This window comes from Gemmatimonadota bacterium, from assembly GCA_009835325.1.
Taxonomy (GTDB): domain Bacteria; phylum JAAXHH01; class JAAXHH01; order JAAXHH01; family JAAXHH01; genus JAAXHH01.
On record VXWP01000091.1, the window covers coordinates 15,378 to 39,011 of the forward strand.

General features: G+C 60.2%; 24 protein-coding genes. 16 read left to right on the forward strand and 8 right to left on the reverse strand.

Annotated features, from left to right (window positions below; all coding sequences use genetic code 11):
• Positions 1 to 6: 6 nt before the first annotated feature.
• Positions 7 to 876 carry an ATP phosphoribosyltransferase gene (locus F4Z81_12825; GenBank protein ID MXW05931.1) on the reverse strand — a complete coding sequence of 290 codons (870 nt, stop codon included), beginning with the start codon at positions 874 to 876 and terminating at the stop codon, positions 7 to 9.
• A 178-nt stretch (positions 877 to 1,054) separates the two neighbouring features.
• On the opposite strand from F4Z81_12825, the gene F4Z81_12830 reads away from it, so the two are divergent.
• Positions 1,055 to 1,741, forward strand: coding sequence for an HAD family hydrolase (locus F4Z81_12830; GenBank protein ID MXW05932.1), 687 nt, complete (start codon positions 1,055 to 1,057; stop codon positions 1,739 to 1,741).
• A gap of 12 nt (positions 1,742 to 1,753) precedes the next feature.
• Complete coding sequence (locus F4Z81_12835) at positions 1,754 to 4,156, forward strand: FtsX-like permease family protein (protein ID MXW05933.1); 2,403 nt, start codon at positions 1,754 to 1,756, stop codon at positions 4,154 to 4,156.
• 79 nt (positions 4,157 to 4,235) lie between these two features.
• On the opposite strand, the gene F4Z81_12840 is transcribed toward F4Z81_12835, so the two are convergent.
• A complete protein-coding gene (locus F4Z81_12840; GenBank protein MXW05934.1) occupies positions 4,236 to 5,246 on the reverse strand; it encodes a phosphotransferase in 1,011 nt (336 codons plus the stop codon).
• Entirely contained in the window at positions 5,247 to 6,161 is a 915-nt protein-coding gene (locus tag F4Z81_12845; GenBank protein MXW05935.1) for an aminoglycoside phosphotransferase family protein, read from the reverse strand.
• Between the two features lie 96 nt (positions 6,162 to 6,257).
• Between F4Z81_12845 and F4Z81_12850 the strand changes: the two genes are divergently transcribed.
• The 4 genes from F4Z81_12850 to F4Z81_12865 all read left to right on the forward strand — a co-directional run bounded on the left by F4Z81_12850 (position 6,258) and on the right by F4Z81_12865 (position 8,480).
• Entirely contained in the window at positions 6,258 to 6,524 is a 267-nt protein-coding gene (locus tag F4Z81_12850) for a HigA family addiction module antidote protein (protein ID MXW05936.1), read from the forward strand.
• A 310-nt stretch (positions 6,525 to 6,834) separates the two neighbouring features.
• Positions 6,835 to 7,155: a HigA family addiction module antidote protein gene (locus tag F4Z81_12855; GenBank protein ID MXW05937.1), complete on the forward strand. Its 321-nt coding sequence runs from the start codon at positions 6,835 to 6,837 to the stop codon at positions 7,153 to 7,155.
• Positions 7,146 to 7,844 (forward strand): HAD family hydrolase, encoded by a 699-nt coding sequence (locus tag F4Z81_12860; GenBank protein ID MXW05938.1) that lies wholly within the window; start codon positions 7,146 to 7,148, stop codon positions 7,842 to 7,844. The genes F4Z81_12855 and F4Z81_12860 overlap by 10 nt, the downstream gene beginning before the upstream one ends.
• A gap of 27 nt (positions 7,845 to 7,871) precedes the next feature.
• Positions 7,872 to 8,480: a GNAT family N-acetyltransferase gene (locus F4Z81_12865; protein MXW05939.1), complete on the forward strand. Its 609-nt coding sequence runs from the start codon at positions 7,872 to 7,874 to the stop codon at positions 8,478 to 8,480.
• Positions 8,481 to 8,535: 55 nt separating this feature from the next.
• Here the strand turns inward: F4Z81_12865 and F4Z81_12870 are convergent, their stop codons facing one another.
• From F4Z81_12870 to F4Z81_12880, 3 genes are read right to left on the reverse strand one after another with little or no spacing between them, the layout of a single operon-like run.
• Entirely contained in the window at positions 8,536 to 9,021 is a 486-nt protein-coding gene (locus tag F4Z81_12870) for a DUF3830 family protein (protein MXW05940.1), read from the reverse strand.
• A gap of 28 nt (positions 9,022 to 9,049) precedes the next feature.
• Positions 9,050 to 9,775, reverse strand: a complete 726-nt coding sequence (locus F4Z81_12875) for a decarboxylase (GenBank protein ID MXW05941.1) — start codon at positions 9,773 to 9,775, stop codon at positions 9,050 to 9,052.
• 25 nt (positions 9,776 to 9,800) lie between these two features.
• Positions 9,801 to 10,634, reverse strand: a complete 834-nt coding sequence (locus F4Z81_12880; GenBank protein ID MXW05942.1) for a hypothetical protein — start codon at positions 10,632 to 10,634, stop codon at positions 9,801 to 9,803.
• Positions 10,635 to 10,849: 215 nt separating this feature from the next.
• Here F4Z81_12880 and F4Z81_12885 point away from each other — a divergent pair, with 215 nt between their 5' ends.
• From F4Z81_12885 to F4Z81_12905, 5 genes are all read left to right on the forward strand, one after another.
• Positions 10,850 to 12,322 carry an arylsulfatase gene (locus F4Z81_12885; GenBank protein MXW05943.1) on the forward strand — a complete coding sequence of 491 codons (1,473 nt, stop codon included), beginning with the start codon at positions 10,850 to 10,852 and terminating at the stop codon, positions 12,320 to 12,322.
• Positions 12,319 to 12,984, forward strand: a complete 666-nt coding sequence (locus F4Z81_12890) for an HAD family hydrolase (protein ID MXW05944.1) — start codon at positions 12,319 to 12,321, stop codon at positions 12,982 to 12,984. The genes F4Z81_12885 and F4Z81_12890 overlap by 4 nt, the downstream gene beginning before the upstream one ends.
• 91 nt (positions 12,985 to 13,075) lie before the next feature.
• A complete protein-coding gene (locus tag F4Z81_12895; GenBank protein ID MXW05945.1) occupies positions 13,076 to 13,915 on the forward strand; it encodes a phytanoyl-CoA dioxygenase family protein in 840 nt (279 codons plus the stop codon).
• Between the two features lie 32 nt (positions 13,916 to 13,947).
• Positions 13,948 to 14,760 (forward strand): aminoglycoside 3'-phosphotransferase, encoded by an 813-nt coding sequence (locus tag F4Z81_12900; protein MXW05946.1) that lies wholly within the window; start codon positions 13,948 to 13,950, stop codon positions 14,758 to 14,760.
• Between the two features lie 35 nt (positions 14,761 to 14,795).
• Positions 14,796 to 15,665: an inositol monophosphatase gene (locus tag F4Z81_12905; protein MXW05947.1), complete on the forward strand. Its 870-nt coding sequence runs from the start codon at positions 14,796 to 14,798 to the stop codon at positions 15,663 to 15,665.
• A gap of 119 nt (positions 15,666 to 15,784) precedes the next feature.
• Here F4Z81_12905 and F4Z81_12910 read toward each other — a convergent pair whose 3' ends face one another.
• Positions 15,785 to 16,570, reverse strand: a complete 786-nt coding sequence (locus F4Z81_12910) for a hypothetical protein (protein ID MXW05948.1) — start codon at positions 16,568 to 16,570, stop codon at positions 15,785 to 15,787.
• A gap of 400 nt (positions 16,571 to 16,970) precedes the next feature.
• Positions 16,971 to 18,269, reverse strand: a complete 1,299-nt coding sequence (locus F4Z81_12915) for a MerR family transcriptional regulator (protein MXW05949.1) — start codon at positions 18,267 to 18,269, stop codon at positions 16,971 to 16,973.
• A gap of 112 nt (positions 18,270 to 18,381) precedes the next feature.
• On the opposite strand from F4Z81_12915, the gene leuB reads away from it, so the two are divergent.
• The 5 genes from leuB to F4Z81_12940 all read left to right on the forward strand — a co-directional run bounded on the left by leuB (position 18,382) and on the right by F4Z81_12940 (position 23,630).
• The gene (leuB, locus tag F4Z81_12920; GenBank protein MXW05950.1) at positions 18,382 to 19,461 is read left to right on the forward strand and encodes a 3-isopropylmalate dehydrogenase; all 1,080 of its coding nucleotides are present in this window, start codon (positions 18,382 to 18,384) and stop codon (positions 19,459 to 19,461) included.
• A 2-nt stretch (positions 19,462 to 19,463) separates the two neighbouring features.
• Positions 19,464 to 20,585 (forward strand): citrate synthase/methylcitrate synthase, encoded by a 1,122-nt coding sequence (locus tag F4Z81_12925; GenBank protein MXW05951.1) that lies wholly within the window; start codon positions 19,464 to 19,466, stop codon positions 20,583 to 20,585.
• 139 nt (positions 20,586 to 20,724) lie between these two features.
• Complete coding sequence (locus F4Z81_12930; protein ID MXW05952.1) at positions 20,725 to 21,615, forward strand: phytanoyl-CoA dioxygenase family protein; 891 nt, start codon at positions 20,725 to 20,727, stop codon at positions 21,613 to 21,615.
• Positions 21,616 to 21,709: 94 nt separating this feature from the next.
• Complete coding sequence (locus tag F4Z81_12935; protein MXW05953.1) at positions 21,710 to 22,738, forward strand: SDR family NAD(P)-dependent oxidoreductase; 1,029 nt, start codon at positions 21,710 to 21,712, stop codon at positions 22,736 to 22,738.
• A 121-nt stretch (positions 22,739 to 22,859) separates the two neighbouring features.
• Entirely contained in the window at positions 22,860 to 23,630 is a 771-nt protein-coding gene (locus F4Z81_12940) for a phytanoyl-CoA dioxygenase family protein (GenBank protein ID MXW05954.1), read from the forward strand.
• Positions 23,631 to 23,634 lie beyond the last annotated feature (4 nt).

A 23,634-nucleotide genomic window follows, 5' to 3' on the forward strand; every position in this document is an offset into this window, starting at 1 on the left:
CCACCGTCAGTAAATCACCTTGTTCAGCGGATATTCCACCAGTCCCTGGGCGCCGGCCCGCTTGAGCGCCGGGATCAACTGCTGGATGGTGTGCTCCTCGATCATCACTTCGATGGCCACCCACTCCTGGTCGGCCAGGGGAGATATGGTCGGGTTCTGCAGCGCGGGTAGCAGTTCGGCCACGGCGTCCAGGTCGGCGCGCTTCACGTTCATTTTAAGGCCGACCATTTCCTCGGCGAGCATGGCACCTTTGAGCAGCAGGGCGATGTTCTCGATCTTGCGCCGCTTGTCCGGATCCTGCCAGCTCGTCTTGTTCGCGATGAGCCGGTTGGTGGACACCATCAGCGTATCGAGGATCCGAAGCTTGTTGGCCCGGATCGAACCGCCTGTTTCGGTGATTTCCACGATCGCGTCCGCCAGTTCCGGGGCCTTGGCCTCGGTGGCACCCCAGGAGAATTCCACCTTCGCGGTCACGCCGTGTTTCTTCAGGTAGGCTTCCGTGATGTTGACGACTTCCGTAGCGATGCGCTTTCCTTCCAGGTCCTGGACGCTGTGGATGTCCGACGCCTCGGGCGCAGCCAGCACCCACCGAAGGGGCTGCCGGGTATGCTTGGCATAGACCAGTTCCGCCACCTCCACCACGTCCGCCCCGGTCTCCACGATCCAGTCCTTGCCCGTAAGCCCCGCGTCGAAGACCTCGTCCTCGACGTAACGGCCGATCTCCTGGGCCCGGATCAGCATGATTTCCAGTTCTTCGTCGTCCACCCAGGGGGAATAGGACCGGCTGCTGACCGTGCAATGGAAACCCGCCTTGCGCATGAGCTCAAAGGTGGATTCTTGCAGACTTCCTTTCGGCAGCGCCAGTTTGACTAACATCTTAGTATGCTCCTCGTGACTCTTGTAGGGATCGATTCCCTTTGTTACCTTCTATGATCTGTCCTTCACAAAGCCGCCTGAAAATAGCACGACACGCCGGGAATGTCCATTACTATTGAAATCAGCACCCAATCGTGATTGATCACCTCTTCACGCTGACGCCGCATCATTCGAACAAATGGAAACGACCACAAAGATCGCCGTGATCTTCGATATCGATGGGACCCTGGTCGAGAGTTCCGGTTTCGAAGACGACTTGTACGTCGCCGCGGTAAGAGACGTTCTGGGAGATGTGTGCATCCGCAAAGCGTGGAATACATACAGACATGTAACCGACTCAGGCATTCTGCGCCAGATCATGGAAGAGAACCGGATTCGAGGCAAGGTCCGGATTCGAGGCGAGGACAGGATCCGGGAAGTCAGCTTCAGATTCGGCGACAAGGTCAGCCAATACCTTCGTAACGGTGGCAAATGTAATTCAATAGAAGGGGCGATCGACCTGATCGATGAGCTTCGCGCTGCCCCCGGATTTGCCGTCGGATTCGCTACCGGAGGATGGGGTCATACCGCCCGAATGAAACTCGAACATGCTGGATTCAACCTGGAGCACGCCGTCCTTGCTTCCAGCGATGACGGCCTCGAACGAACGGCGATCATGCATCAGTGCCTGGATATTCTGGAAGCTAAGGGGCAATCCTTCCAGCGAATCGTATACGTAGGCGATGCCGAATGGGATGTTCGGGCGACCCGGGAGTTGAGATGGCATTTCATTGGCGTCGGACCGCGGCTTAAGGGTAAGTGTGAATCCTGGGTCGAGGACTTCTCGCGACGCGAGGCATTTATGGAGATGCTGCATGCCCGTTAACGGAGCCGCGTTTTGCTGAAACACTACCTCACGATCAGTGCGAGACATCTGCTCAGGCATAAGCCCTATGCCGCGCTCAATATCCTGAACCTGGCCGTCGGCATGGCCTGCGCGGTCCTCATCGGCCTGTATATACAAGACGAACGGGCCTATGACCGGTACCATGCGAACGCGGACCGCATCTTTCGCGTCGTAAACGGAACCAACGCGAAGACGACCCCCGTCCTCGGTCCCGCCATTCAGGAACTACTACCGGAAGTTCAGTCCTTCGCCCGTCTCAGTCCGCCATTCGGCGGGTGGATCATTCGGTATGAAGACCAATCGTACTTCGAAGACCGCGTGTTCTGGGCGGATTCCGAAGTCTTCGATGTTTTTTCCTTCACCCTGGTGCGGGGCAATCCCGAGCAGGCGCTGCAGGATCCGGGATCGGTCGTCATCACCGAGTCCATGGCGCGCAAGTACTTCGGAAGCGCCGATCCCCTCGGCGAGACGGTATCGCTGGATACGTATCCGTTCACCGTCACCGGGGTGATGCGGGATATGCCCGGGCACTCGCATTTCCAGGCGGACTTTTTCCTCGGGATCGAGGGGTCGCTCGATATCCTGGGAGATGATTACCTGGAGCAGTGGGATTGGCCTTCCTTCTATACCTACCTGTTGCTGTCGCCGGATGCGGATCCCATCGCCTTCGCGCAGAAAATGCCGGATGTGCTCGAGGACCGTTTCGGTGCGCGGTGGGAAGCGGAGAACATCACGATGAGCCTCCGGGTGCAGCCACTGACCGACATCTACCTCTACTCTCAACTCGAGAACGAGGCCGGCGAGAACGGCAACGGCACGTACCTGCTGCTCCTCGGCGCCCTTGCCGTCGTCATCGTCCTGCTGGCCTGTTTCAACTTCATGAACATGGCGACCGCCCGTTCGCTCACGCGTTATCGCGAGGTTGCGCTTCGGAAGGCCTTTGGTGCAAACCGCGGGCAACTGGTCCGCCAGTTCGTGGGCGAATCCTTCGGAATCACGTGCGTCGCCATCGTGACCGCACTGATCCTCGTCGCGCTCAGTCTGCCGTTCTTCCAGGATCTCACGGGGAAGACCATCGCGCTCGACATCTTCCGTTCCTGGCAGTTCTGGACAGGCATCGCCGCGGTAACCCTCCTGGTGGGCTTCATCTCCGGCAGCTATCCCGCGTTTTTCACGGCGGCCTTCACGCCGGCGGATCACTTGAAAGGCCGGACCGGGACCGGCGCAACCCGCCACCTGGTACGAAGGCTGCTGGTCATGGGCCAGTGCATGATGGTGATCCTGCTGCTCGGCAGCACCTGGGTGTTCACCGCGCAGCTGGACTACATCCAGGGCAAACGACTGGGCCTGCAGCCGGAACGGGTGCTCGTAGGGCCCTCCAGTTTCCCGGCCTTTGTGGATCAGTATCCGGTTTTCAGGGAAACGCTCGAGCAGTATCCCCGGATCGAAAGCGTCGGTACCACCCTGATGCTGCCCGGCCGCACGGGACGCAAGGGTTTGCTCGCCACGACGGGGACGCGGCGGACCGACCGGCCGCAGGCGGAAGCGCAGAACCTGCTCGACTGGGCGATCACCGACGATTTCGTCGAAGTATTCGGGATGGAGCTGCTGGCCGGCCGGAGTCTTTCGAGTTCGCGTCTGGCGGATCGGAGGGAAGCCGTGATGATCAACGAAACCGCCATGCGCCAGCTGGGATGGAACACTCCCGATGAGGCCGTCGACCAGGAGGTCCTGATCCACATCGGCCATCCCTGGGCGCACGATCGCCGGATCATCGGCGTGATCGCGGACTTTCACATGCGGTCCCTGCACCATCGCATCGAGCCGATGATCATCCGGCATTGGCCCCGGGAAAACCTGCCCTTCTACGCGATCCGCATCCAATCCGATGACGTAAGGGGCACGGTCTCCTGGATCCAGGAAACCTGGAAGCAACAGATGCCGGACGTTCCCATGGTGTATTCGTTTCTCGACGAGGATTACGATCGGCTCTACGCGGCCGAGGCGACGCTACGGGAAGTCTTCGGCGTTTTCTCGTCCGTGGCGGTCTTCATGGCCTGCGCCGGGCTGTTCGGCCTGGCCTCATTCATGTCGGCACGGCGTACGAAGGAAGTGGGCATGCGGAGGATACTCGGGGCCACGGTCGTCCAGACGACGGGTCTGCTTCTGAGGGAATTCGTCTACCTGGTCCTGATCGCTACGGTACTGGCCGCGCCCATCGCCTACATCGCCATGCGGCAATGGCTTCAGCTGTTCTCCTACCGGGCGGACGTCGGTCCCGCCGCCTTCTTTGCCGCCGGCGCGGTCGTCCTGGCCATTGCCCTGGTAACGGTGAGTCTCCGTGTCGTCGGCGTGGCCCGGGCGAACCCGGTGGATACGCTGAGGTATGAGTAGGGCGGCTGCAATGAAATGGTTGCCTAGAAATGACCGCACAGTTAGGAACAGTGGCCGCGATCAGGAGTGTATCGGCCGCTCAAAGCAACCCGGCGTGGCCGAGTCGGGCCTGCAGCCCTGCAACTCCGTCCTCCACCAGATCCGACCTTCCTTCTTCCAAACCGTAGATGACCTCGTGACAGGATGCCATCCAGGTATAGAAACGGAGCCGGCTGATGAAGTTGGCGTCAAACGCACGCGTATAACTGGCACGGACCCGCTCAATGGTCTCCATGCCAATAGTTACGAAGACACCGACGAAATCGATCGCCGGATCGCCGATGGTCACGTCTTCGAAGTCAATCAGCCCGGTCACGGCCATCCCGTCCTCTTCGATCAGGATATGCTCGCAACCCAGGTCGCAGTGCACCAGGGCGACGTCCTCGAACGTCGAGAGTTCTACGTCGAGAAACCGATCGAAACCGCGTTCTACCGCGTCGCGCGAACGTGAGTCCAGTAAGGGCGATACTCTGGCCCGGACAGTTTCCCTCAGCTCGTGGTAGCGCTGCTGCCACGCCTCGATGGTGGGTTCCACACCGCAGGACTCGGCGACCAGCGATGTCGGTATATCATGCAGAGAGGAGAACGCGGCCGCTATGGATTCGGCCACTTCAGCGGACAGTTTGACACCCGTGAATGGACGGCCGGAAAGGGGACGACCCGGAATCCGCTGGTAACCCACATAGGGCTGGCCGTGCCTGGTTCCCACATACTCGAAACGCGGTACGGCGAAGTCAGTCCGAGGGGCGACTATGGGCAGTACCGCCTGTTCTTTTCGCAGGTTTTCTACGACTACACTATTTCTGGGAAAACGAAAGATCCAGCCGGGCGTCGAGGAATCGTCATGCTCATCGTGTCCCCTGAACCCGACTTCGAAGGTACAGTAAGACCAGCCTCCCGTGATGGGATGGATCCGAACGTGATCCAGTCCGAGGCTGACGAGCAGGTTTTCAACATCCCGAACTGTCACATTAGGGTACTGAATGATCGATCCGCCTTTTCTAGCCAAGAGAGGTGGTTGTCTGAAAGATGCGACAATCAACTTAGTAATCTATTCAAGTGGACTCAGAACAGCCCTGAACTTCTCTAAACAAAACTGAGCTTCACGCTCATCTCCGGTCTCCAGGCAATAGCACAGCCCTCCGAGTTCCCTGTAGGGGAGGTACAATTCAATGCGCGAGAGGGCGCCAGGACCGAATTCGCCTCCATTCGCCTGGTATGCCTCAAGCATGAAGGTCACATATTCACGACCCAGGCGCATCTGCGGCACGAAATCAAAGATCGGATCACCAAATCCTGCGTATTCCCAGTCAAGGACCCCTGCGATCCGGGGTTCATCGGTCGCATGAAACAAGACATGCTCATGCCACAGGTCACCGTGAGAAAACCGTTGGACCGGACAACCCTGTTCCCAGTCCTCGCAGTACTGTTCCCACCAGTTCTGAGATTTGCGCAGGTCGCGTGGCGAAAGGTTCGCTTTCAGGTAGGAGTGCGCGTAGGACCATGTTTCCTCCGGTAGGGGAGCCGAGGATGTCGGCAGTTCCGGCAAGTCGTCCTGCCTTATCGTCTGTATGGCGAGAACCAACTCGCCCATTAAACCCGCAATTGGCTTAACGCTGGGCGATCGCTTGAGTACCGAGCCCAGGGCCGGTCCCTCGAATTTTTTTTGCATCATAACCCCGAAAGGAAAGATGTCCGATTCCTCGCAATAACCCAGGACCTCCGGCACCTCAACGAGAAGAAGGGACCTGAGTTTTGAAAGGACATAGCACTCCCTTCGGTGCCCTGTTTGCGCATTCTCGTTCCGCGCCACCCGAAAGACCAGGCCGGCAGGGCTGCCCAGGACAATGCTCTTGAAGCCTGTACCTATTCTTCGAAGTGGAAACGCAGAACTGCCGAGGTCGAATGTACGTCGAAGGCCATCGGCTAACGCGCTGTCGTTTATTATGAACTCTGAATAGGTCATCGGAATTAGTCGTGCCAAGTTACGTTCTAGATTATCCAAACCTCAATCTACTAATACTTTAAATACGCTAACCATTGTTTTCGACAGGAGACGACCGTGTTACCATTTAACCGAATCCCTACTCATCCAGGTGAGATGCTTCTCGAAGAATTCATCAAACCTCTGGGCATGACTCAGGCCGCGTTCGCCGACCAGATCGGCATGCCTATTCAACTGCTAACCGAAATCATTCAGGGTAAAAGAGGAGTTACTCCCGAGACTGCGTGGCTGTTGTCTAAAGCACTGGATATGACTCCGGGGTTCTGGCTGAATCTCCAACGGAATCATGATATCGTGAAGCAACGGCTAGAATCGACCGATTGATTACGGGTAAGTTTGCCAGAGCATCTGCCAATTTACAGGTGCAGTGGATTGATTCCAGTGTTATGCCAACAGGTGGACGAATCGCATCGCACAAACCGTAATCTCAGTTAGGGTGGTATCTTGAAGTGCATTCAATATAACCCTTGTCGTTTAACGTAACACGTTATATATTTATCATGATACGTTCGTTTGGCGATCGCGCTGGCCAGCACAGCATAAGGATAAACGCAAAGTGGCGTTAGTGCTTCACGTGGAGTAACGGCAATGCCTACGATGTTGAGATCGTGGATTATCATTTGGAGATCCTGCCATGAGTAATGAGAAACTGCCTCCTGTACACCCTGGCGAGATTCTGATGGAAGAATTCCTTAAGCCGATGAATCTGAGTCAGAACCAGCTTGCACTTTCCATAGGCGTACCGGCACGTCGCATCAACGAAATCGTCCTGGGGAAGCGAGGTATTACAGCCGATACCGCCCTTAGGTTGGCGCGATATTTCGGCATGTCACCCCAATTCTGGATGGGCATCCAGATGGACTATGCGCTCGACGTTGCCGAAGACGAACTAGCAGATCGACTAGAGGCTGAGGTCCGGCCGCATCCGTTTACGTCGCGGGCGACATCTTCGTGAACATCACCTCAATCTCCTTCGACGTGGACCAGACGCTGATCGACACGGACCGGGTCATCATGCGATCCATGGAGTCCGTTCGCGATGAATTGATTAAGCGCGTACCGGGTGAGCGAACCCGAAGCCTGACGGTAGAGGAGATGTGGTCTATTCGCGACCGGGAAGAGAAAGAATACGTGGGAAAGGTAAGAGACTTCGACGAGATACGGCGGAGGTCCTTCCTCAGGATGCTTGATCATGTCGGATACGCGGGTCCCGATCTGTCGGCGCGTCTCAACGAAGTGTACCTGGAACACCGGTACAACGACATCAGACCTTACCAGGACGTCGTGCCCATGCTCGATGCCCTTGCCCTGCGTTTCAAACTCGGGCTGCTGTCGAACGGCAACAACTATCCGGAGTACTTCGGGCTCGCTGACCGTTTCGACTTCGCCGTCTACGCACAGGATATCGGCATCGAAAAGCCGGATCCGAGGACCTATCAGATCGCGGTGGAACGAGCAGGTTGTAGCCTGGACCAACTGCTACACGTGGGAGATTCGCTGGAAACGGACGTCAAAGGCGCACAGGCGGTCGGTGTACATGCGGTGTGGTTGAATCGCAATGGCGCATTCAATGATACGGGAATAGAACCTGATTATCAAATCGCTACATTGACCGAACTTCCTGCCCTGTTAAGTCTGGATTGAGCCTGATTCGAAACGTATTCACGTGAAATGAAGGTCAAGGAACATCATTCGGACATGCCAGATCACTTTGCCGGGCACCAGGTCCATCTGCAAACCACGCGCCTGCAACTTCGTCCTTTCCGGGAGGCAGATTTCGAGATCGCGGAGGCCTACTACCAGGATCCCGAATTCCTGAATGCCATGGAAGGAGAACCGCCGGCCGATCCTCCGACGGCGGATTCGCTCACGCGGGTGGGCAGGATCATGGCAGAGCAAGGGTTTCTTTTTGCCATCGTGGAAAAGGCGAGCGGCAGGACGATCGGCGAGGTATGCCTTCAGTGGATGAATCTGGACCGCGCAAAGATTCCGGACGAGAAGGTGATGCGCATGCCGATCGGGATTTGGGACAAGTCCTTGTGGGGCCGAGGATATGGCAGGGAAGTAGTATGCTGTTTGATGGAGTACGCGTTTGAGGTGCTGGAAATCGACCGGCTTCGTCCTGTGGATGTTTCCATGGACAACGCCCGTTCCGTCGCGCTATGGCGGGCCTGCGGACTGAGGATCGCCTGCGAATCGTCGGACAGAAAGCTGGATTTCGAGATCACGCGATCGGAATACGTCCGGCAACCCCCGTTTCATCCCGATCAGAATCCATAAGGCAGGCTCAACGAAACATCCCTTAAGAGTGACACGATGGGTGAACTGATCCGATCTACTCCACCCGGCTGAACGCCAGGCGCTCTCCGGCGAATCCCTCGCGCCAGACGCTCGTACACGCCTCCACCATCTCCTCGAGATTCTCCGTAACCTCGCCAAAGCGATTACCTGGAACCAGGCCCATGTTGGGCGACAGGATCAGATTGTCCCGTCCGTAGAAGATCGCAAGATCGACCAGACCCGTACTGAACGCGGCCTCGCGCAACGATGGCACATTGACGGCGCCGGGGGGAAAGAAGAAGTAAAGCAGATCGCCGGTGATCGGCGTAACGGTGGGATTCTCCATACCCGGCTCACTCGGTGCGAAGGATGGGACGAGGGTATAGACTTCGTTGCTCGCGTACTTGGCGTGATAGGCATCATTCTCCTGCGGCAAGGCATTCCACACCGCCTCGCACGTCTTCGGCGCGAGGTCGTCCAGCAATCGCGCGATGCAGCTCACGCCCCGTTTCTTCAAGGTCACTTCAATATAACGATCCATACATTTCTCCTTAGGTACCCGTCAAACGTTATGCGATGACTTCCATCAACCGTCCCAGACCGGACTGCGGCGTCAGACGGTTTGCCAGGCGCAGGGCCTCCCACAACGTCACCTGGTTTGCCGTCAGCACCGTTTTGCCGACCGCCGTCTCGAGTTCAGACAGAATACCAACGGTGTGCAACGCGGTGTCGGGGATCAGCAACGCCTCAGCGTTTGGATGATCGTTGGCTCGTGCGAAGCGCAGGACCTCTTCGCGTTCAATGAGCGCAGACTCATCCCCCGTCCAGACCCCAAGACAACCCATGTGTACCACCTCGATCCCATCCGACTCGAGAAAAGTGCGAAAGGCTTTCGACAGGGCTGCCGGGTAGGTCGCGGCGACGGCGACCTTTCTCAGACCGAGGGCTTTGCAAGCGCTGAGGAACGCCAGCGACGTACTCGATGACGGAACGCCGAGCGCATCGGCAAGATCCTGCGCCTGGCGCCGCGCACCTTTCAGGCCGAAGACGAAACTCCCGCTCGTGCACGCCCACGTACAGACGTCGACGTCTTGAGGACGCAACTCCTCCACCCCGGCGAGCAGGTATTCCCGGCTTCCGGTGATCTGAGTCTCGTCGATACGATGCAGGTTCGGGCTGTCGGTATGGACCACCCGGACATCCACCGCGGGCTTCAGCGCGGCTGCGAGTCGGGGGTAGTCGTCTTCCGCGGAATGGAGCGGATAAAGTATGCCGACCTTCACTGTGTTGCCCATCAGTTATGGTTACTCGCGCAATCCGTTACGGCCCATCGCTCAGATAGTCGTAAACAACCCGGGCATACCCTTCGGTGTAGCTGCTCTCCATGTGGAAGGCGTCGCCGTAGTCGAGCGGCGCGAGCGGCGTGAGGTCGCACCGCGGGGAAGCGCCGAGTTCGATGGTGCCCTTCCCCTGCGCGAAGGCGTGCACTTCCACGTCCTGTGTCGTTTCGCTGCAATCGATCAACTGTTTGAGGGCAAGTCCCGGACCGTCGGCCCGGGGTATGATCTTCAGACGCCAGGCCGGGGTCAGGGCGGGCATCGCGGCGTGGCCAGCACCGACATCGGGCGCGGGACAGGTGCCGGGCGAGGCGCCGGCATCCTGCGAAGCGCCGGCGGCCTGGCCGGCACCGGCATCCTGGGGAGCGCCGGCATCCACGTTCGAGGCGATGCGCAACACCGGCACGCCGCCATAGGAGGTTTCCGTCACCATAGACCGGCCCGCATGGGTCACTTTCATTTCCGCATACACCTTCGGCGTCCCGTAGATCTCCCGGCCCGCGGCGATGCCGGCGGGACCGTTGTGGAACACATGGGAGCAGTAGAACCCGGTCTGATCCCGGAAATGGCACTTCATCACGATAAAGGACTCTTCGAAGGGGCCGTAGTTTTTACAATCTGGCACCTCCAAGCCGGAGGCCACGCACATCCCGTCTTCAGCCGCCTGCAGGGGCTCCGGAAGGAATCCCTGCACGGCGGACGGCGCGGCGTGGAAGAAGACAAACTGGAATCGCACGTTTCGATAGACCGCCGGAAGCGGGGGATAGAAGGGGCTCCCCGCCGGAATGTTCCAACCGTAATCGTGTTTGAGTCTCATGTCCGGTTCTCCTGCGACATGTCCGGGTCTCCAACGACACGGTTTGGGACCTTGCAACTTGTCATTAACTTAATCGATCAACATATTAGGTACAGGATGAATCCGTCAGCATCTTCGTCAACGTCTCCGTCAAGGTCTGCACCGGTGCCTGCTACTACCGTATCAACAGGAAGCGGGTGGCCCCGGACCGTTTCCCTTACCGCAATAACCTAACCATGTCCAATTCCACGCCCAACATCATCTACATCCTCGCCGACGACATGGGATACGGCGACATGGGGTGCAACAACCCCGGTTCGAAGATCCCGACGCCCCACCTGGATCTGCTCGCCGAGGGTGGTATGCGCTTCACCGACGCCCATGCCCCGTCGAGCGTGTGCACGCCGAGCCGATATGCCCTGCTGACCGGCCGCTACTGCTGGCGCACGCCCCTGCAGAACAGCGTCCTGTGGCCCTACGATCCGCCCCTGATCGAGCCCGGGCGCCTCACCGCGGCGGAATTGCTTCGCGAGCAGGGCTACCGCACCGCGTGTATCGGGAAATGGCACCTGGGATGGGAATGGGCCACGCTGGACGGGAAGCCCGCCCACGAGGGCACGGCGGTGGGCAGGCTGGATCGGGAACTGCGGGAGGAACGGGAACGGCACGTCGATTTCAGCGCGCCCATGCGCGGGGGACCGGTCGACTGCGGATTCGACACGTACTTCGGCGTGGACGTGCCGAATTTCCCGCCCTACACCTGGTTCGAGCAGGACCGGCTCGCCGGGGAACCGACAGTACCCAAGCCTAATGAGATGTTCGGATGGCCCGGCATCATGAAACCGGGCTGGTCGCTAGAGGAGATGATCCCCGCGTTCATACGCCGCGTGGTCAACTACATCGATTCGTCCGGACCCGATCCGTTCTTCCTCTACTTTCCGCTCACGTCGCCCCACACGCCCATCGTGCCCAACGCGCCGTTCATCGGACGGAGCGGTTCGGGGCTCTACGGAGACTTCGTGTGCGAGGTGGACTGGGTGGTGGGCCAGATCATGGCGGCCCTGGAGCGCCGCGGAATCGCCGACGACACGCTGCTGATCTTCACCAGCGACAACGGACCGGAATGCGCCCCGGCCGCGGACGGCGGGAGCTACGAACACGCACGGCGCCACGGCCATTACAGCATGGGGAACCTGCGCGGCGTCAAACGCGACGTCTGGGAAGGCGGACATCGGGTCCCCTTCCTTGCCCGGTGGCCGGGTGTTGTGCCCGCCGGCACAGTTTGCGACCAGCTCACCACCCTGGGTGACTTCATGGCGACCTGTGCCGACCTGACCGGCGTCGACCTGCGGGAGGACGAAGGCGAGGACAGCGTGAGCATATTGCCGCTGTTGCAGGGGGAGACCGGTGATCCGGTGCGGGACTTTGCCGTTCACCACAGCTGCCACGGCACCTTCGCCATCCGTAGAGACAACTGGGTCTTCATCGATGCCCCGGACGGAGACGACAACCGCGAACCCGACTGGTTCAAGGAAGAGCGGGGCTATACCGCCCACGACTTCCCAGGCGAACTCTTCGATCTCGACAAGGACATCTCGGAACGGGTAAACCGGTACGGCGACCATCCCGATCTCGTCCAGGAGATGTCGCAGATGCTGCAAAGGGTGAAGTCGGAAGACATCGCGGAAAGGCCGTCGCCCGCGAAATGACTCGATGTGTACTCTTTGACCTGGACGGAACGCTGATCGACACGTTGAATCTGTATGTTCGTGCGGTCGTCCGGACGCTGCAGGCGACCGGACACGACCTGATGTCCCTGGAAGAAGTCCTGGCACTTCGCCTGAATTCCGAACCGCGCTTGATGGCCCACTTCTATCCACCGGACGAAGTTGAAGACGCCCACCGGCGATTCCTGGATAACTACCGCGGACTGCACGCCGGGTACTTCGGTGGCGTGTATCCCGGTGTGGACGGACTGTTGAATTCGTTGCGCGGCCGAGGCATCAAACTGGGTATCGTTTCCGGCAAGAGCCGGGGTGCCTGGGCGATCACCCGCGAACACGCCCGGTTGGGCGCATTCGATACGCTGGTCTTCGATGACGATGTATCCGCGCCCAAACCGGACAGCGAGGGTCTCTTGAAGGCGATGAGCAACCTGGGCGTCTCGCCTTCCGATACCGTCTACGTCGGCGATTCAGTCGATGACCTGGAAGCCGCGACAGCCGCGGGCACCGGGTTTCTTGCGGCCCTGTGGTCGAAATCCGAATCGGACATCCTGGTTTTCGAGCAGGCCGCCGCGGAGATCGGGCCGAACACAGGTGTGGACCATCCCGGTGAGGTCGTAGGGTTTCTGCAGAACGCCGGAAGATGACACGGCGGAGAATGTCCACTCGGCGGTACCGTAGCGGAGCGTGGCCCGCTGTAACGGACCCCGACGAAGGCAGGCCGCAGCGGAGCACACCATGCCGGATTACAACTATCATTTCGATCGTGATGATATAGAGGCTGCCCTGGCCTGCGTGGATAAGTACGGTTTCTGCGTCATCCGGCAGCTGATCGATCAGAACATGGTCGCCGCGCTGAAGGATTCCATCGACCGGCACCTGGATCCGGAGAGTGACCTGGCCCCGGCATCCAACCGGTATCACATGGCCTTCGCCGAGGACAGCGAGCCCGTCTGGGACCTGGTCGACAGCCCGGCCTACATGAACTTCATTCGCACCGTGCACGGCACAACCGACCTCTGCCTGCATCGCTCCGCGGCCATCCTGCGCACGCCGGGCGAAGGCATGGGCCGCTGGCACCAGGACCACCGGGGACACATCGATAATCCGCAGCGGGCCAATGACGTCCTCAACCGCTATCCCATCCCCAGCGGCTGCTGGTTTTATCTCAACGGAAGCCATCCCGATCGAAGCGGCATCGCGGTCATCGAGAAGTCCAACCATCTCGAATGGGACGGCCCCGACGGGTTCGTCATGGGACCGGAGCGTAGCGGCCTGTACCCCGAGGGCGGCACACCCGACACGCCCTACGACCCCATGTCCGTGCCCGGCTGCGTCCCGGTCCTCGCCGATCCCGGCGACCTGATCTGCTTCGCCGCGCTCACCTGGCATGCCAACATGGCCACCCGCGAGCGGCGCTACTCCTGCGGCATCGGTTTCCGCCCCAGAGCCTGGCGCATCGACGCGCCGTGGCCCCTTCCCGCTTCCGCCGCTGCTCTCGCCGAACGGCTGCCCGATCGTCTCAAGCATTTCACCGACGGTTACACGGGTTTCGACGGGGAGTGGAAGGCAGAGTGAAGTGGCCCGGCTACAAGAAGCCCATGTGAATCATGCGTTCCCATCCGCCTATTCCGAATAGTCTTCCCGAACCGGTCCGGTCTCGCCTGAGGGGCTACAAAACCGAAGGCCGAAACCTCCGGACTGAATCCTGCTCATCCGTATTCCTCTACACGCATCCCCTGAAACCCGGACTGGTTCTGAAATCGCGAGACGTCCGGTTGAGGCCGCAGGAACCGGACCTGCTGGCGGAGACTATAGCTCTGACGTGGTTGCAGGACAAACTTCCCGTGCCCGAATACCGGTGTTTTCACGTGGAAGGCGACATGCAGTACCTACTCATGACGCAGTTGGAAGGCGTATCGGGGATACATCCGGAATCGACCGGGGATCCAGCGCGCCTCGTGCAAGAATTCGCACGGGGCCTGCGCGAAATACATGCGCTGGATATCGGATCCTGTCCCATGGATTGGCGCATTTCGCGGTTCTTTCAGTGGACGGAAGGGTTGATCGACCGTGGCGTGTTTGACGATCGGATCCCGGCTGGTGGTACCAGAGACGGTCTAAGGGAAGCACTCGACGCGATCAAAACCGCGCTGCCCGAGGAGGAAGACCTGGTCTTCACGCACGGCGACTACTGTCTGCCCAACGTCCTGTTCAAGGACGGCGAACTGACCGGATACATAGACCTTGGTTTCGCGGGTGTCGGCGATCGGTACCTGGATTTCGTGTCCGCGAGCTGGACGATACAGAGAAACCTGGGCGAAGAGTGGATATCCCTGTTTTTCCATGCCTATGGTCTCGAGCATCCCGACCGTGATAAAATGGGGACGTGGCAAAGCGTTTTCGAATTTGTTTTTCGATAGGAAAAGGCGCACGGACGACACTCCGAAGGGAGACGATGGACGTGAACGTACCCCATGCCCAGGTCGAGGCCCTCCTTCGCGAGGCGGCCAATCAGATCGTCATGCCGCTTTGGAGAAACCTGGGTCGGGAGGACGTTTCCGAGAAGAGTGCGGGCGATTTGACAACGTCAGCCGATACCCGGTGCGAGGCCTTCCTGGCATCTCACCTACCCCGGTTGATCGAAGGTGCGCTGGTCCTGGGCGAGGAAAGCGTTTATGACGATCCCGACTTGTTGGACGTGTTGCAAACGGACGCGCCTGTCTGGGTCATCGATCCCCTGGATGGCACGCGGTACTTCGCGGCAGGTGAGCCGAAGTTCGCCATCATGGTCTGCCTTATTCAGGCGGGCACGACGTTAGGAGCGTGGATACTCAACCCTTTGGATGGCGTCCTGACGAGTGCAGAAAGGGGAGGTGGCGCATTCCAGGGAGGTGGTGCCGTTCAGGATGGTGGGCGCCTGGCCGCCGATTCCACGCGCCTGGTCGTCGACCCATTGCCCCTGCCCCTGGATCGCGCCCGTGGCGTGGCCATGACGTGGTATCTCCCGGATGCGCTCAAACCCACCGCCGAAGCGGCGAAGGATAGCTTTCAATTCATAGAACGCACCCGGTGCGCCGGCTATAACTATCCTTCTTTCGCAAAGAACGAATTGCAGTTCCTGTTCTTCTATCGCACCCTGGTCTGGGATCACGCGCAGGGCGTCCTGATCACGCAGGAGGCCGGCGGCTTCGTGCGAAGATTGGACGGTACCGAGTACTCCCCCGTGGATGACCGCAAGGGGTTGCCGTGCGCCAACAGTCCGGAAACGTGGAAATCGGTACAGCGGACGCTGGTACCGTACGTCGAGGTCGTCGGCAGCATCTAGCTGCTTTTATTTTCGGAGGTCAGGGGGGATAACGTGGCCCCGCGACATCCACGGGGCCACGCCTGGCCGCGAAGGGCCGGTTCACGATGCGAGGCGCCACTTCACCTCGAGACGTCATTTCACCTCGTGGCCTGGAGCGGCCGGTCTGTTCCGGTGAAAGGTGACGGAGGATCAAGCCGCCATACCCGTGATACATCCGCGACTTTGGCCAGTTTTGCATACGCACCGTCAACTGAATCGGATTCCACTTCAAACTTGTCAAAGGCATCGGACGTTTCACCAGGATGTTCTCCCTTAGATTCGGATGACTCCGAATTCCAGGTGAATGCGTCATACACCAGCGTAAGGTTTAATAGCACCGGCTTGCTTTCCGATTTGCCGTCACTGGCGTAGATAACCGCCGGCAGTACGGGAACGATACCGACGTTCCCGTATACAGACGCGAATTCGGCCGGCGTTACGGAACTCCGGGGCCGGATGATGAATCGACTGCCATACCGATCGACGCAGAGCAGCGCTTCCTCGGGGGATCGAATGCCCAGCCTGCCGGGAATCGCGATACCGAACCGGTAAGTAATAACGTCCTCCTCATAGTCCGACGCCGGATCCCCCTCGAACTCCAGGTCCGTCCCGGGACCAGCAGGGAACTGGACGATGCGATATCGATCATAGACCGGGTCATTTACGATCGGAGGATGGTTTGGTCCGTGGTGCACGGGCCGAACCAGGTACTTCGTGTCGAAGGTGGCCAGTACCGATTGCGTATACTGCGCCGGCTGCGACGGCTCCGTTGACGGCTTCACCTGCGGTGACGGCGTGGAATCCGAGAATCCGATCCAGGCGACCACGAACGTGACCGCGAGTAATGGAACCAGAAAGTAGGAAACCAGGTTTGACCGTGACATGGGTAGCTCCCTTGTTGCAATGTGAAAGAGAACAGGAAGGAACTACGGACATGTGGTCACGGAGGAGATCTCGACTGCCAGCTGCTGCTTATGACATCTGGCAACCCGTGGTTTGTGTTTGAATCGCTGTCGACGCGAATAACCGGAGAGGTAGAGACGGGCAGCAGGATCTTGCGGGACAACGAGTTGACGTGCAGACCGCACAAATCCACCAACCCGTCCAGAGACAGCCTGTCCTGCAATAAAGAGAAGCATTTGCACATCCAGAGCCCGATCATGGTCTTTCCTCCGGGGCACGTCGAGGCTGATGGCGTGTCTACCCTGTTTTACTGTCGCGGTGGTTGTCTGGTTCCCGGAAAGGGTGAACAGACGCACCACGGGCCGGTTTTGGGGGCGCCATTCAGGAACTGGAAATCTGCGGCGGCCGCAACCCGGTGTATCTGGCCCGCGGCCGGATGAGCTGGTCCCTTTCGTACTGTTCGATCGCGTGTCCGATCCAGCCTGCCGTGCGGCCGAGGGCGAACAGGGCCATGGCGCTGCCTTCGGGCATGTTGAGGACGCGCACCAGGGCCGTGAGGGCCAAGTCGATGTTGTACCGGTCCGGGACCAGTCGATGGGTCGTTTCGATGATTTCCCGCGCAAGCAGCAGGTCCTTGGATCCCGGAAACCGATCCTCCAGCTTGCGCAACAGCAGGCTCGCCCGAGGGTCCACGTCGCGGTATACGGCGTGGCCGAACCCTGGTATCTTTTCACCAAGTCGCAGCCTGTTGGCAATCGCCCGTTCAACGCTGCCGATCGATTCCGCCTCCTGAAACAGCGCTTCGACCCGCTCGCTGGCAGCGCCGTGCTTGTAGCCGCGCAGTGCCGCGAGTCCCGCGCATACCGCACTGTAGGGCGTCGTTCCCGCCGATGCGGCGCATCGTACGGTAAAGGTCGATACATTCAGTTCGTGATCCGCGAACAACACCAGGGTCGTATTGATCAGTTCCGCCGCGCCATCAATCTCCGGCGCCCAGGCCCTTCGCAACGCCTGCGCGATCCCGCCCATCGGGTCTTCGCCCGTGGCCACGCCTGTCATGAACCAGAGAATACGCATGCCCGTCGCGGCGACCGTGTCCCGCCGCAGGTCCAGTGCGGCCAGGTCATCCGCCTCAGCCAGGGGAAGCAAAATCTGGAAGCGTTCGACAGGCTTGAGCTTCTTCAATTTCAACCAGCTTTCGCGGTAGTCCCTCTGGTAGGTGTTTGAGAAAATCGGAAAAGAAAACCGCTTGTCATTCGTCCAGATCAAAGCCGCGACACGCTCGAACGACTCGTTCGCCGCCAGGATCGTCGCGTCCCGGCCGCGGTAGAACAGCCGTTCATCCGTGATCAGCGTGATCGCCGATTCCAGGATCGGATCCCCCGTGTGCAGGGCCCTTTTTACCGCCCATCCCGGATTCCGGCGGGCGCGCTTGCGGGCTTTCAGCCGTTCGATGTCTTCACTGCGATACAACCGCTTCCGCCGACCGTCGCCGCTTGCTTCCGACCGGATCATACCGCGGCTTACATACGCATAGAGCGTCGACGGACTGACGTTCAGCGCGGAGGCCGCTTCGGTGGATGTCATGTATCTTCTGCTGTTCATGAAAGATCCTCTCGTTTTGATGGCCGCTCGGTTTGATGGTCCGCCGTTTTGATGGCCCGCCGGGGTATGTCCCATTTCAAGAATATATGTTGATTGATATTTTAATCAATATTGACAATATGTCAAATCACCTTTTGTTAGATACAGACGGACCCTCTGGCCATCTGCCTGATATAGGAGCAACACTTTGCACCAGATCGCCGAATTGCCCGGAGACGGGATCGGACCTGAGATCACCCGCGAGGCCGTTAAGGTGTTGAAGGCTGTGGGGGAGCGGCACCAGCTGGACCTAGTTTTTTCCCACCACCTGGTCGGTGGAGCGCTGATCGATGCACAGGGTGTCGCATTGTCCGATGAGGTCGTGGAGGCTTGCAGGCGTAGCGACGCGGTGCTCTTCGGCGCGGTGGGCGGCCCCCAATGGGACCACCTGGACATGCAGGACCGGGCGGACCATGCCCTGATTCGTCTGCGGCAGGAACTTTCCGTCTATGCGAATCTGCGGCAGTTCAGGTTGTACCCGGGGCTGGAAGACGCGTCCGCGGTCAAAGCCGATCTCATAAGCGGGGGTGTTGATTTCATCATCCTGCGCGAGCTTTCCAGCGGCGCCTATTACGGACAACCCAAGTTCAGCGAAGTCACCCCCAGCGGCAGAAGGGCCGTCGATACCATCGAGTACTACGATTTCCAGGTCGAACGACTGACGCGTTACGGATACGAATTGGCGCGACAAAGGCGTGGCAGACTGACCTCGATGTCGAAGTGGAACGCCCTGGAATCCTCCAGGCTCTGGCGCGATGTCGTCGAGGAGGTGGCCGCGGAATATCCCGATGTCGATACGCGGCACGAAATAGTCGACGCGGGTGCCATGAACCTGATTCAGCGGCCCGCCGAGTACGACGTGATCGTCATGCCCAACATGTTCGGTGATATACTGGGCGACGAGGCGGCCGTGCTTGCCGGGTCTATCGGAATGGTCCCGTCAGCGGAGATTTCGCTGGACGGCACCTCGCTGTATGAGCCGATTCACGGGAGTGCGAATGACATCGAAGGCAAGAACATCGCGAATCCCATCGGAACGATCCTGAGCGGCGCCCTGATGTTCCGGTACAGCCTGGACTGTCCCGACGGCGCCGACGAGATCGAACGCGCGGTCGGCAGGGTGATCGAAGAAGGATACAGGACCGCGGACATCCTGAGGTCGCCCGGTCAACAGAGGGTATCCACGTCGGAAATGGGCGATCTGGTGGTTGAAATGTTAAGGGAGTGATCATGTCTTACTCACCTGGACTCAAGGACGTCGTAGCGGCGGAAACCCGCCTGAGTCATGTGGACGGCGAAGCCGGCAAACTGGTCATCGGAGGATATCCACTCGAGGAGATCGCGGATCGGGCGACCTATGAGGAGATGGTCTGCCTCCTGTGGCACGGAAGGCTGCCCACCGAGGCTGCCCTCGAGGGATTCGCCGGCGAACTGGCCGCGAGCCGGACGCTGTCCGGTGTCACCCACGATCTGTTGCGCGGCGCGGCGAAGGAGAAACGCCCCGTCATCGACGCCGTCCGCATGGCTGTCGCGTCCCTTCCCTCCATCGACGACACGGCGGACGCCCGGACCCTGGTGGCCGGACTGCCGACCATCGTGGCGGCCTACTGGCGCCTGCTGCACTGTAAAGAGCCGGTGGAACCCGACGTCAGTCTTAGCCACACGGCCAATCTGCTGTACATGCTGCACGGTGAAATCCCGCGCGATGACCGGGTACGTGCGCTCACGACCTATCTCAACACCGTGATCGATCACGGCATGAACGCCTCCACCTTCACGGCGCGGGTCATCGTTTCCACGCGTTCAGACTTCAACTCCGCCGTTACGGGTGCGATCGGCGCGCTCAAGGGACCATTGCACGGTGGTGCGCCGGGACCGGTCATCGCCATGCTCGAAGCCATCGGCGCCTCCGATAACGCCGATCCCTTCCTGCGAGCGAAACTTGATTCCGGGGAACGGCTCATGGGTTTCGGACACGCGGTTTACCGGGTTCGTGACCCGCGGGCCGACGTCCTTTCGCGCGCCGCGCGCGCATTCTTCGACCGTGAAGTCGACAACCGTGAGGACGACCTGTACGCCCTGGCCCTGCACGTCGAGAAAACCGCCCTCGAACTCCTCGAAGAATACAAACCCGGCCGGCGCCTGCAGACCAACGTCGAGTTCTATACCGCCCTCCTCCTCAAGGGGCTGGGTCTCCACCCGGACCTCTTCACCCCTATGTTCGCCGTGGGACGCGTCGCCGGCTGGACGGCACATTGCATCGAGCAGCGGATCGTCGACCGCATCTTTCGCCCGGAATCCCATTACTCGGGCGAGATGATCAGGCGGTGGACGTCCCGTGACGAGCGGTAGCTTATGGCCACGGATATTCATCGACTAAACGCTGGCATTAAGCGTCCGAATCCCGCATAATATCATCTTGAGACATCTATACGTTTAATGATGTGAGTTCAGGTTGATCCTGCGGCCGATACCGGGAGAGGAACAGTCTATGGCGATGGTCGACATGAAGCAGATCCACGCGCTGGAAGACGCGACGGACCTGCTCAGACGTCCCGACGAACTGCGTCAACGTGCCGTGGAGCACGGTTGTCTTTTCTTCCGGCGATTGCTCGATCCGGCGCGCGTGCTGGAGGTCCGGCGCCAGGTGCTCTGCGTGTGCCGGGAACACGGATGGGTTGCCCCCGGATCGGACCTCATGGCCGGCATCGCGAATCCCGGCATCAGCGTATTCGAAGGCGACGACCCGCGCTGGATCGCTTTCTACAACGATGTCCAGCGGATCCGCGATTTCCACGCACTGGCCCTCGACCCCGCGGTAATCCACATGCTCGAAGTGCTGTTCGGAGAACCCGTGCTGGCCCACAGCCGGAACATCTGCCGGCTCGTGTTCCCGGACACGAACACCCACTCGACCCCGCCGCACCAGGACAACTACTTCATCGGCGGTTCGGATGAGACGTGGACGGGCTGGATTCCGCTAGGCGACTGTCCGGAGAAACTCGGAGGGCTCGCCGTCAACCGGGGATCCCACCGCGGCGGCATGCTGGAGACGACTGATGGCGTGGGACCGGGCGGACGGCAGGTACCCGTCGAGGACGCTTCCGCGTGGGTCGGAGGCGACTATGCCTGCGGGGACGTCATCATCCTCCACAGCCTGACCATTCACCAGGGCCGGGACAACGTGACCACGGACCGCCTCCGGCTGTCGTCCGACTACCGGTACCAGCCGAGAAGCCACCCCGTCCGGGAGGATTCCCTCCAGCCCCACATGAACTGGCTGACTTGGGACCAGGTTTACGAACACTGGGATGCGGACGATCCGGTGAGGTACTACTGGCGGGACTGGCCCCTGGACGTGGTCAAGCGGGAGCCACGGTAGGCGGCCCGCGCCTGGACGCGCCGGCGCCTTGATTCGCGCCTGGACACGCCGGCGCCTTGACTCGCCCCAGGTCCGCACCCGGACATCCCCGGACATGCCCAATCCACTTACAAAAACCGCCATGCACCTGGTGCGGATGTTCCTGTCTAAACCGATGGCGACGCCGGTGGATTTGTCGGGACGCCACGTGATCGTGACCGGGGCATCGCCCGGTTCGCTCGGGTACGAAACCGCGAGGATCCTCGCGAGCTGGGGCGCGACGGTCGTGGCGACCCGGGTCGGCGACGTGTCCCTGATGGAAGCGGCGCTGAAAGACGATCTACGCAAGGGCGGCGCCGACGCGGACAACCTCACGGCGCGCGCATTGGATCTCGCCGACTCGCACAGCGTCAACGCCTTCGCCGCCTGGTACCGCGACCGACACCAGGGCAAGCTCCATGTGCTGGTCAACAACGCGGGTATCCACAGGAAGACCCTGGCTCCTCGCACGGAAACGCCTTTGACCGATGACGGCTTCGAGGTTCACTGGCGGACCAACTACCTCGGCGCCTTTCACCTGACCTGGGCGCTGCTTCCCCTCCTGCAACGTACCGGTATTGAAAGCGGCGACGCGCGGGTCGTCAACGTGTCCTCCGGACTCCACGAACGGGTCGGGAACACGGATCTGTTCGGGTACGATGACCTGTTCGGTGAGGGGCCGGATCGCCACCAGCCGCCACGTGATAGGCCGCGCTACCACTCCTGGGACGCCTATGGAAGGTCGAAACTGGCGATGAATCACATGGCTTTTGAAATCGAAAGGCGATTCGCCGAATCCCACAGCTTGCACGGGGTGGCCGTACACCCGGGCGTCGTGATGACCAACCTGACCCTGCCGCAGACGTTTGAAGGGTGGATCGGCAAGGCAGTGCATCGCATCAGTTCCGCGCTGGCCTCGCTGGTCCTGCTGTCCCCGAATGCCGGGGCGCAGACCATCGTGATGTGCGCGAGCCAGCGTCCCCTGCAAGGGGGAAGATACTATGAGCGCTGCGACATCGCCGAACCGAGCGCGGACAGCCTTGACGCAGACGCTTCAAATCGGCTGTGGGAGCAATCGGAGCGGTGGGTCGGGACGCTCGCATAGGACGTGGTGCTCGCGCGGCCAACCACGCGGCATACACTGCAAACCGCGCTGAACTTGTAGGCAATTCGTAATCAACCCGGGTGAATCAACCCACCGGAATCAATCCTCAGGAAGACCCACTTTGGACAATGAGTTACTAAAACGGGGGTTCTCACCCCGGCCGCTGACCTCCGCGCAACGCACGGCGCTGGACACCGAGGGCTTCCTCATGCTGGAGGAGATCATCTCGCCGAACTGGCTCGCCCGGCTGCGCCATGCTTTCGATGAGATTCATGTCCGCGAAGGCGAAAAGGCCGGCGAGGAGGTCGCCCAGATGGAGGGCGTGCGCCGGCTTGCCGATCTCGTCAACAAGGGATCGGTATTCGACGCGGTCTACCTTCAGCCCGAACTCTTGACGGCGGTCTTCCATGTCCTGCAGCGGCCGTTCAAGCTGCACTCGCTCAATGGGCACGACCCCCTGCCCGGAAGCGGTTTGCAGATCCTGCACGCCGATTGGGGCCAGCCTGCCGAACCCGGCGGACCCTGCCACGTCGTCAACTCCATGTGGATGCTCGACGATTTCACCCGGCACAATGGCGCGACGCGCTGCGTACCGGGCAGCCACCGGATACCCGGCCGGATTACCGACCACGTAGCCGACCGCCTGGCGGACCACCCCGATCAGGTACACCTAACGGGCCGCGCGGGTTCGGTGGCCGTATTCAACGGAAGCCTCTGGCACAGCTCTTACGTCAACCGCAGCGACGGCCCGCGGCGCGCCCTGCACTGCGCCTTCATCGCCCGTGAACACCCCCAGCAGACGAATCAGCGGGAGTATCTGCAGCCCCTGACGGCCCAACGCCTGTCCCCGCTGGCGCGTTACATCCTGGACGTCGAGGACGACCCGCGGTAATTCG

Coding starts and splice junctions, on each gene's coding strand:
- F4Z81_12825 (MXW05931.1), bottom strand. CDS start 876: ATGTTAGTCAAACTGGCGCTGCCGAAAGGAAGTCTGCAAGAATCCACC.
- F4Z81_12830 (MXW05932.1), top strand. CDS start 1,055: ATGGAAACGACCACAAAGATCGCCGTGATCTTCGATATCGATGGGACC.
- F4Z81_12845 (MXW05935.1), bottom strand. CDS start 6,161: ATGACCTATTCAGAGTTCATAATAAACGACAGCGCGTTAGCCGATGGC.
- F4Z81_12855 (MXW05937.1), top strand. CDS start 6,835: ATGAGTAATGAGAAACTGCCTCCTGTACACCCTGGCGAGATTCTGATG.
- F4Z81_12865 (MXW05939.1), top strand. CDS start 7,872: ATGAAGGTCAAGGAACATCATTCGGACATGCCAGATCACTTTGCCGGG.
- F4Z81_12870 (MXW05940.1), bottom strand. CDS start 9,021: ATGGATCGTTATATTGAAGTGACCTTGAAGAAACGGGGCGTGAGCTGC.
- F4Z81_12875 (MXW05941.1), bottom strand. CDS start 9,775: ATGGGCAACACAGTGAAGGTCGGCATACTTTATCCGCTCCATTCCGCG.
- F4Z81_12880 (MXW05942.1), bottom strand. CDS start 10,634: ATGAGACTCAAACACGATTACGGTTGGAACATTCCGGCGGGGAGCCCC.
- F4Z81_12885 (MXW05943.1), top strand. CDS start 10,850: ATGTCCAATTCCACGCCCAACATCATCTACATCCTCGCCGACGACATG.
- F4Z81_12890 (MXW05944.1), top strand. CDS start 12,319: ATGACTCGATGTGTACTCTTTGACCTGGACGGAACGCTGATCGACACG.
- F4Z81_12895 (MXW05945.1), top strand. CDS start 13,076: ATGCCGGATTACAACTATCATTTCGATCGTGATGATATAGAGGCTGCC.
- F4Z81_12900 (MXW05946.1), top strand. CDS start 13,948: ATGCGTTCCCATCCGCCTATTCCGAATAGTCTTCCCGAACCGGTCCGG.
- F4Z81_12905 (MXW05947.1), top strand. CDS start 14,796: ATGGACGTGAACGTACCCCATGCCCAGGTCGAGGCCCTCCTTCGCGAG.
- F4Z81_12910 (MXW05948.1), bottom strand. CDS start 16,570: ATGTCACGGTCAAACCTGGTTTCCTACTTTCTGGTTCCATTACTCGCG.
- F4Z81_12915 (MXW05949.1), bottom strand. CDS start 18,269: ATGGGACATACCCCGGCGGGCCATCAAAACGGCGGACCATCAAACCGA.
- F4Z81_12925 (MXW05951.1), top strand. CDS start 19,464: ATGTCTTACTCACCTGGACTCAAGGACGTCGTAGCGGCGGAAACCCGC.
- F4Z81_12930 (MXW05952.1), top strand. CDS start 20,725: ATGGCGATGGTCGACATGAAGCAGATCCACGCGCTGGAAGACGCGACG.
- F4Z81_12935 (MXW05953.1), top strand. CDS start 21,710: ATGCCCAATCCACTTACAAAAACCGCCATGCACCTGGTGCGGATGTTC.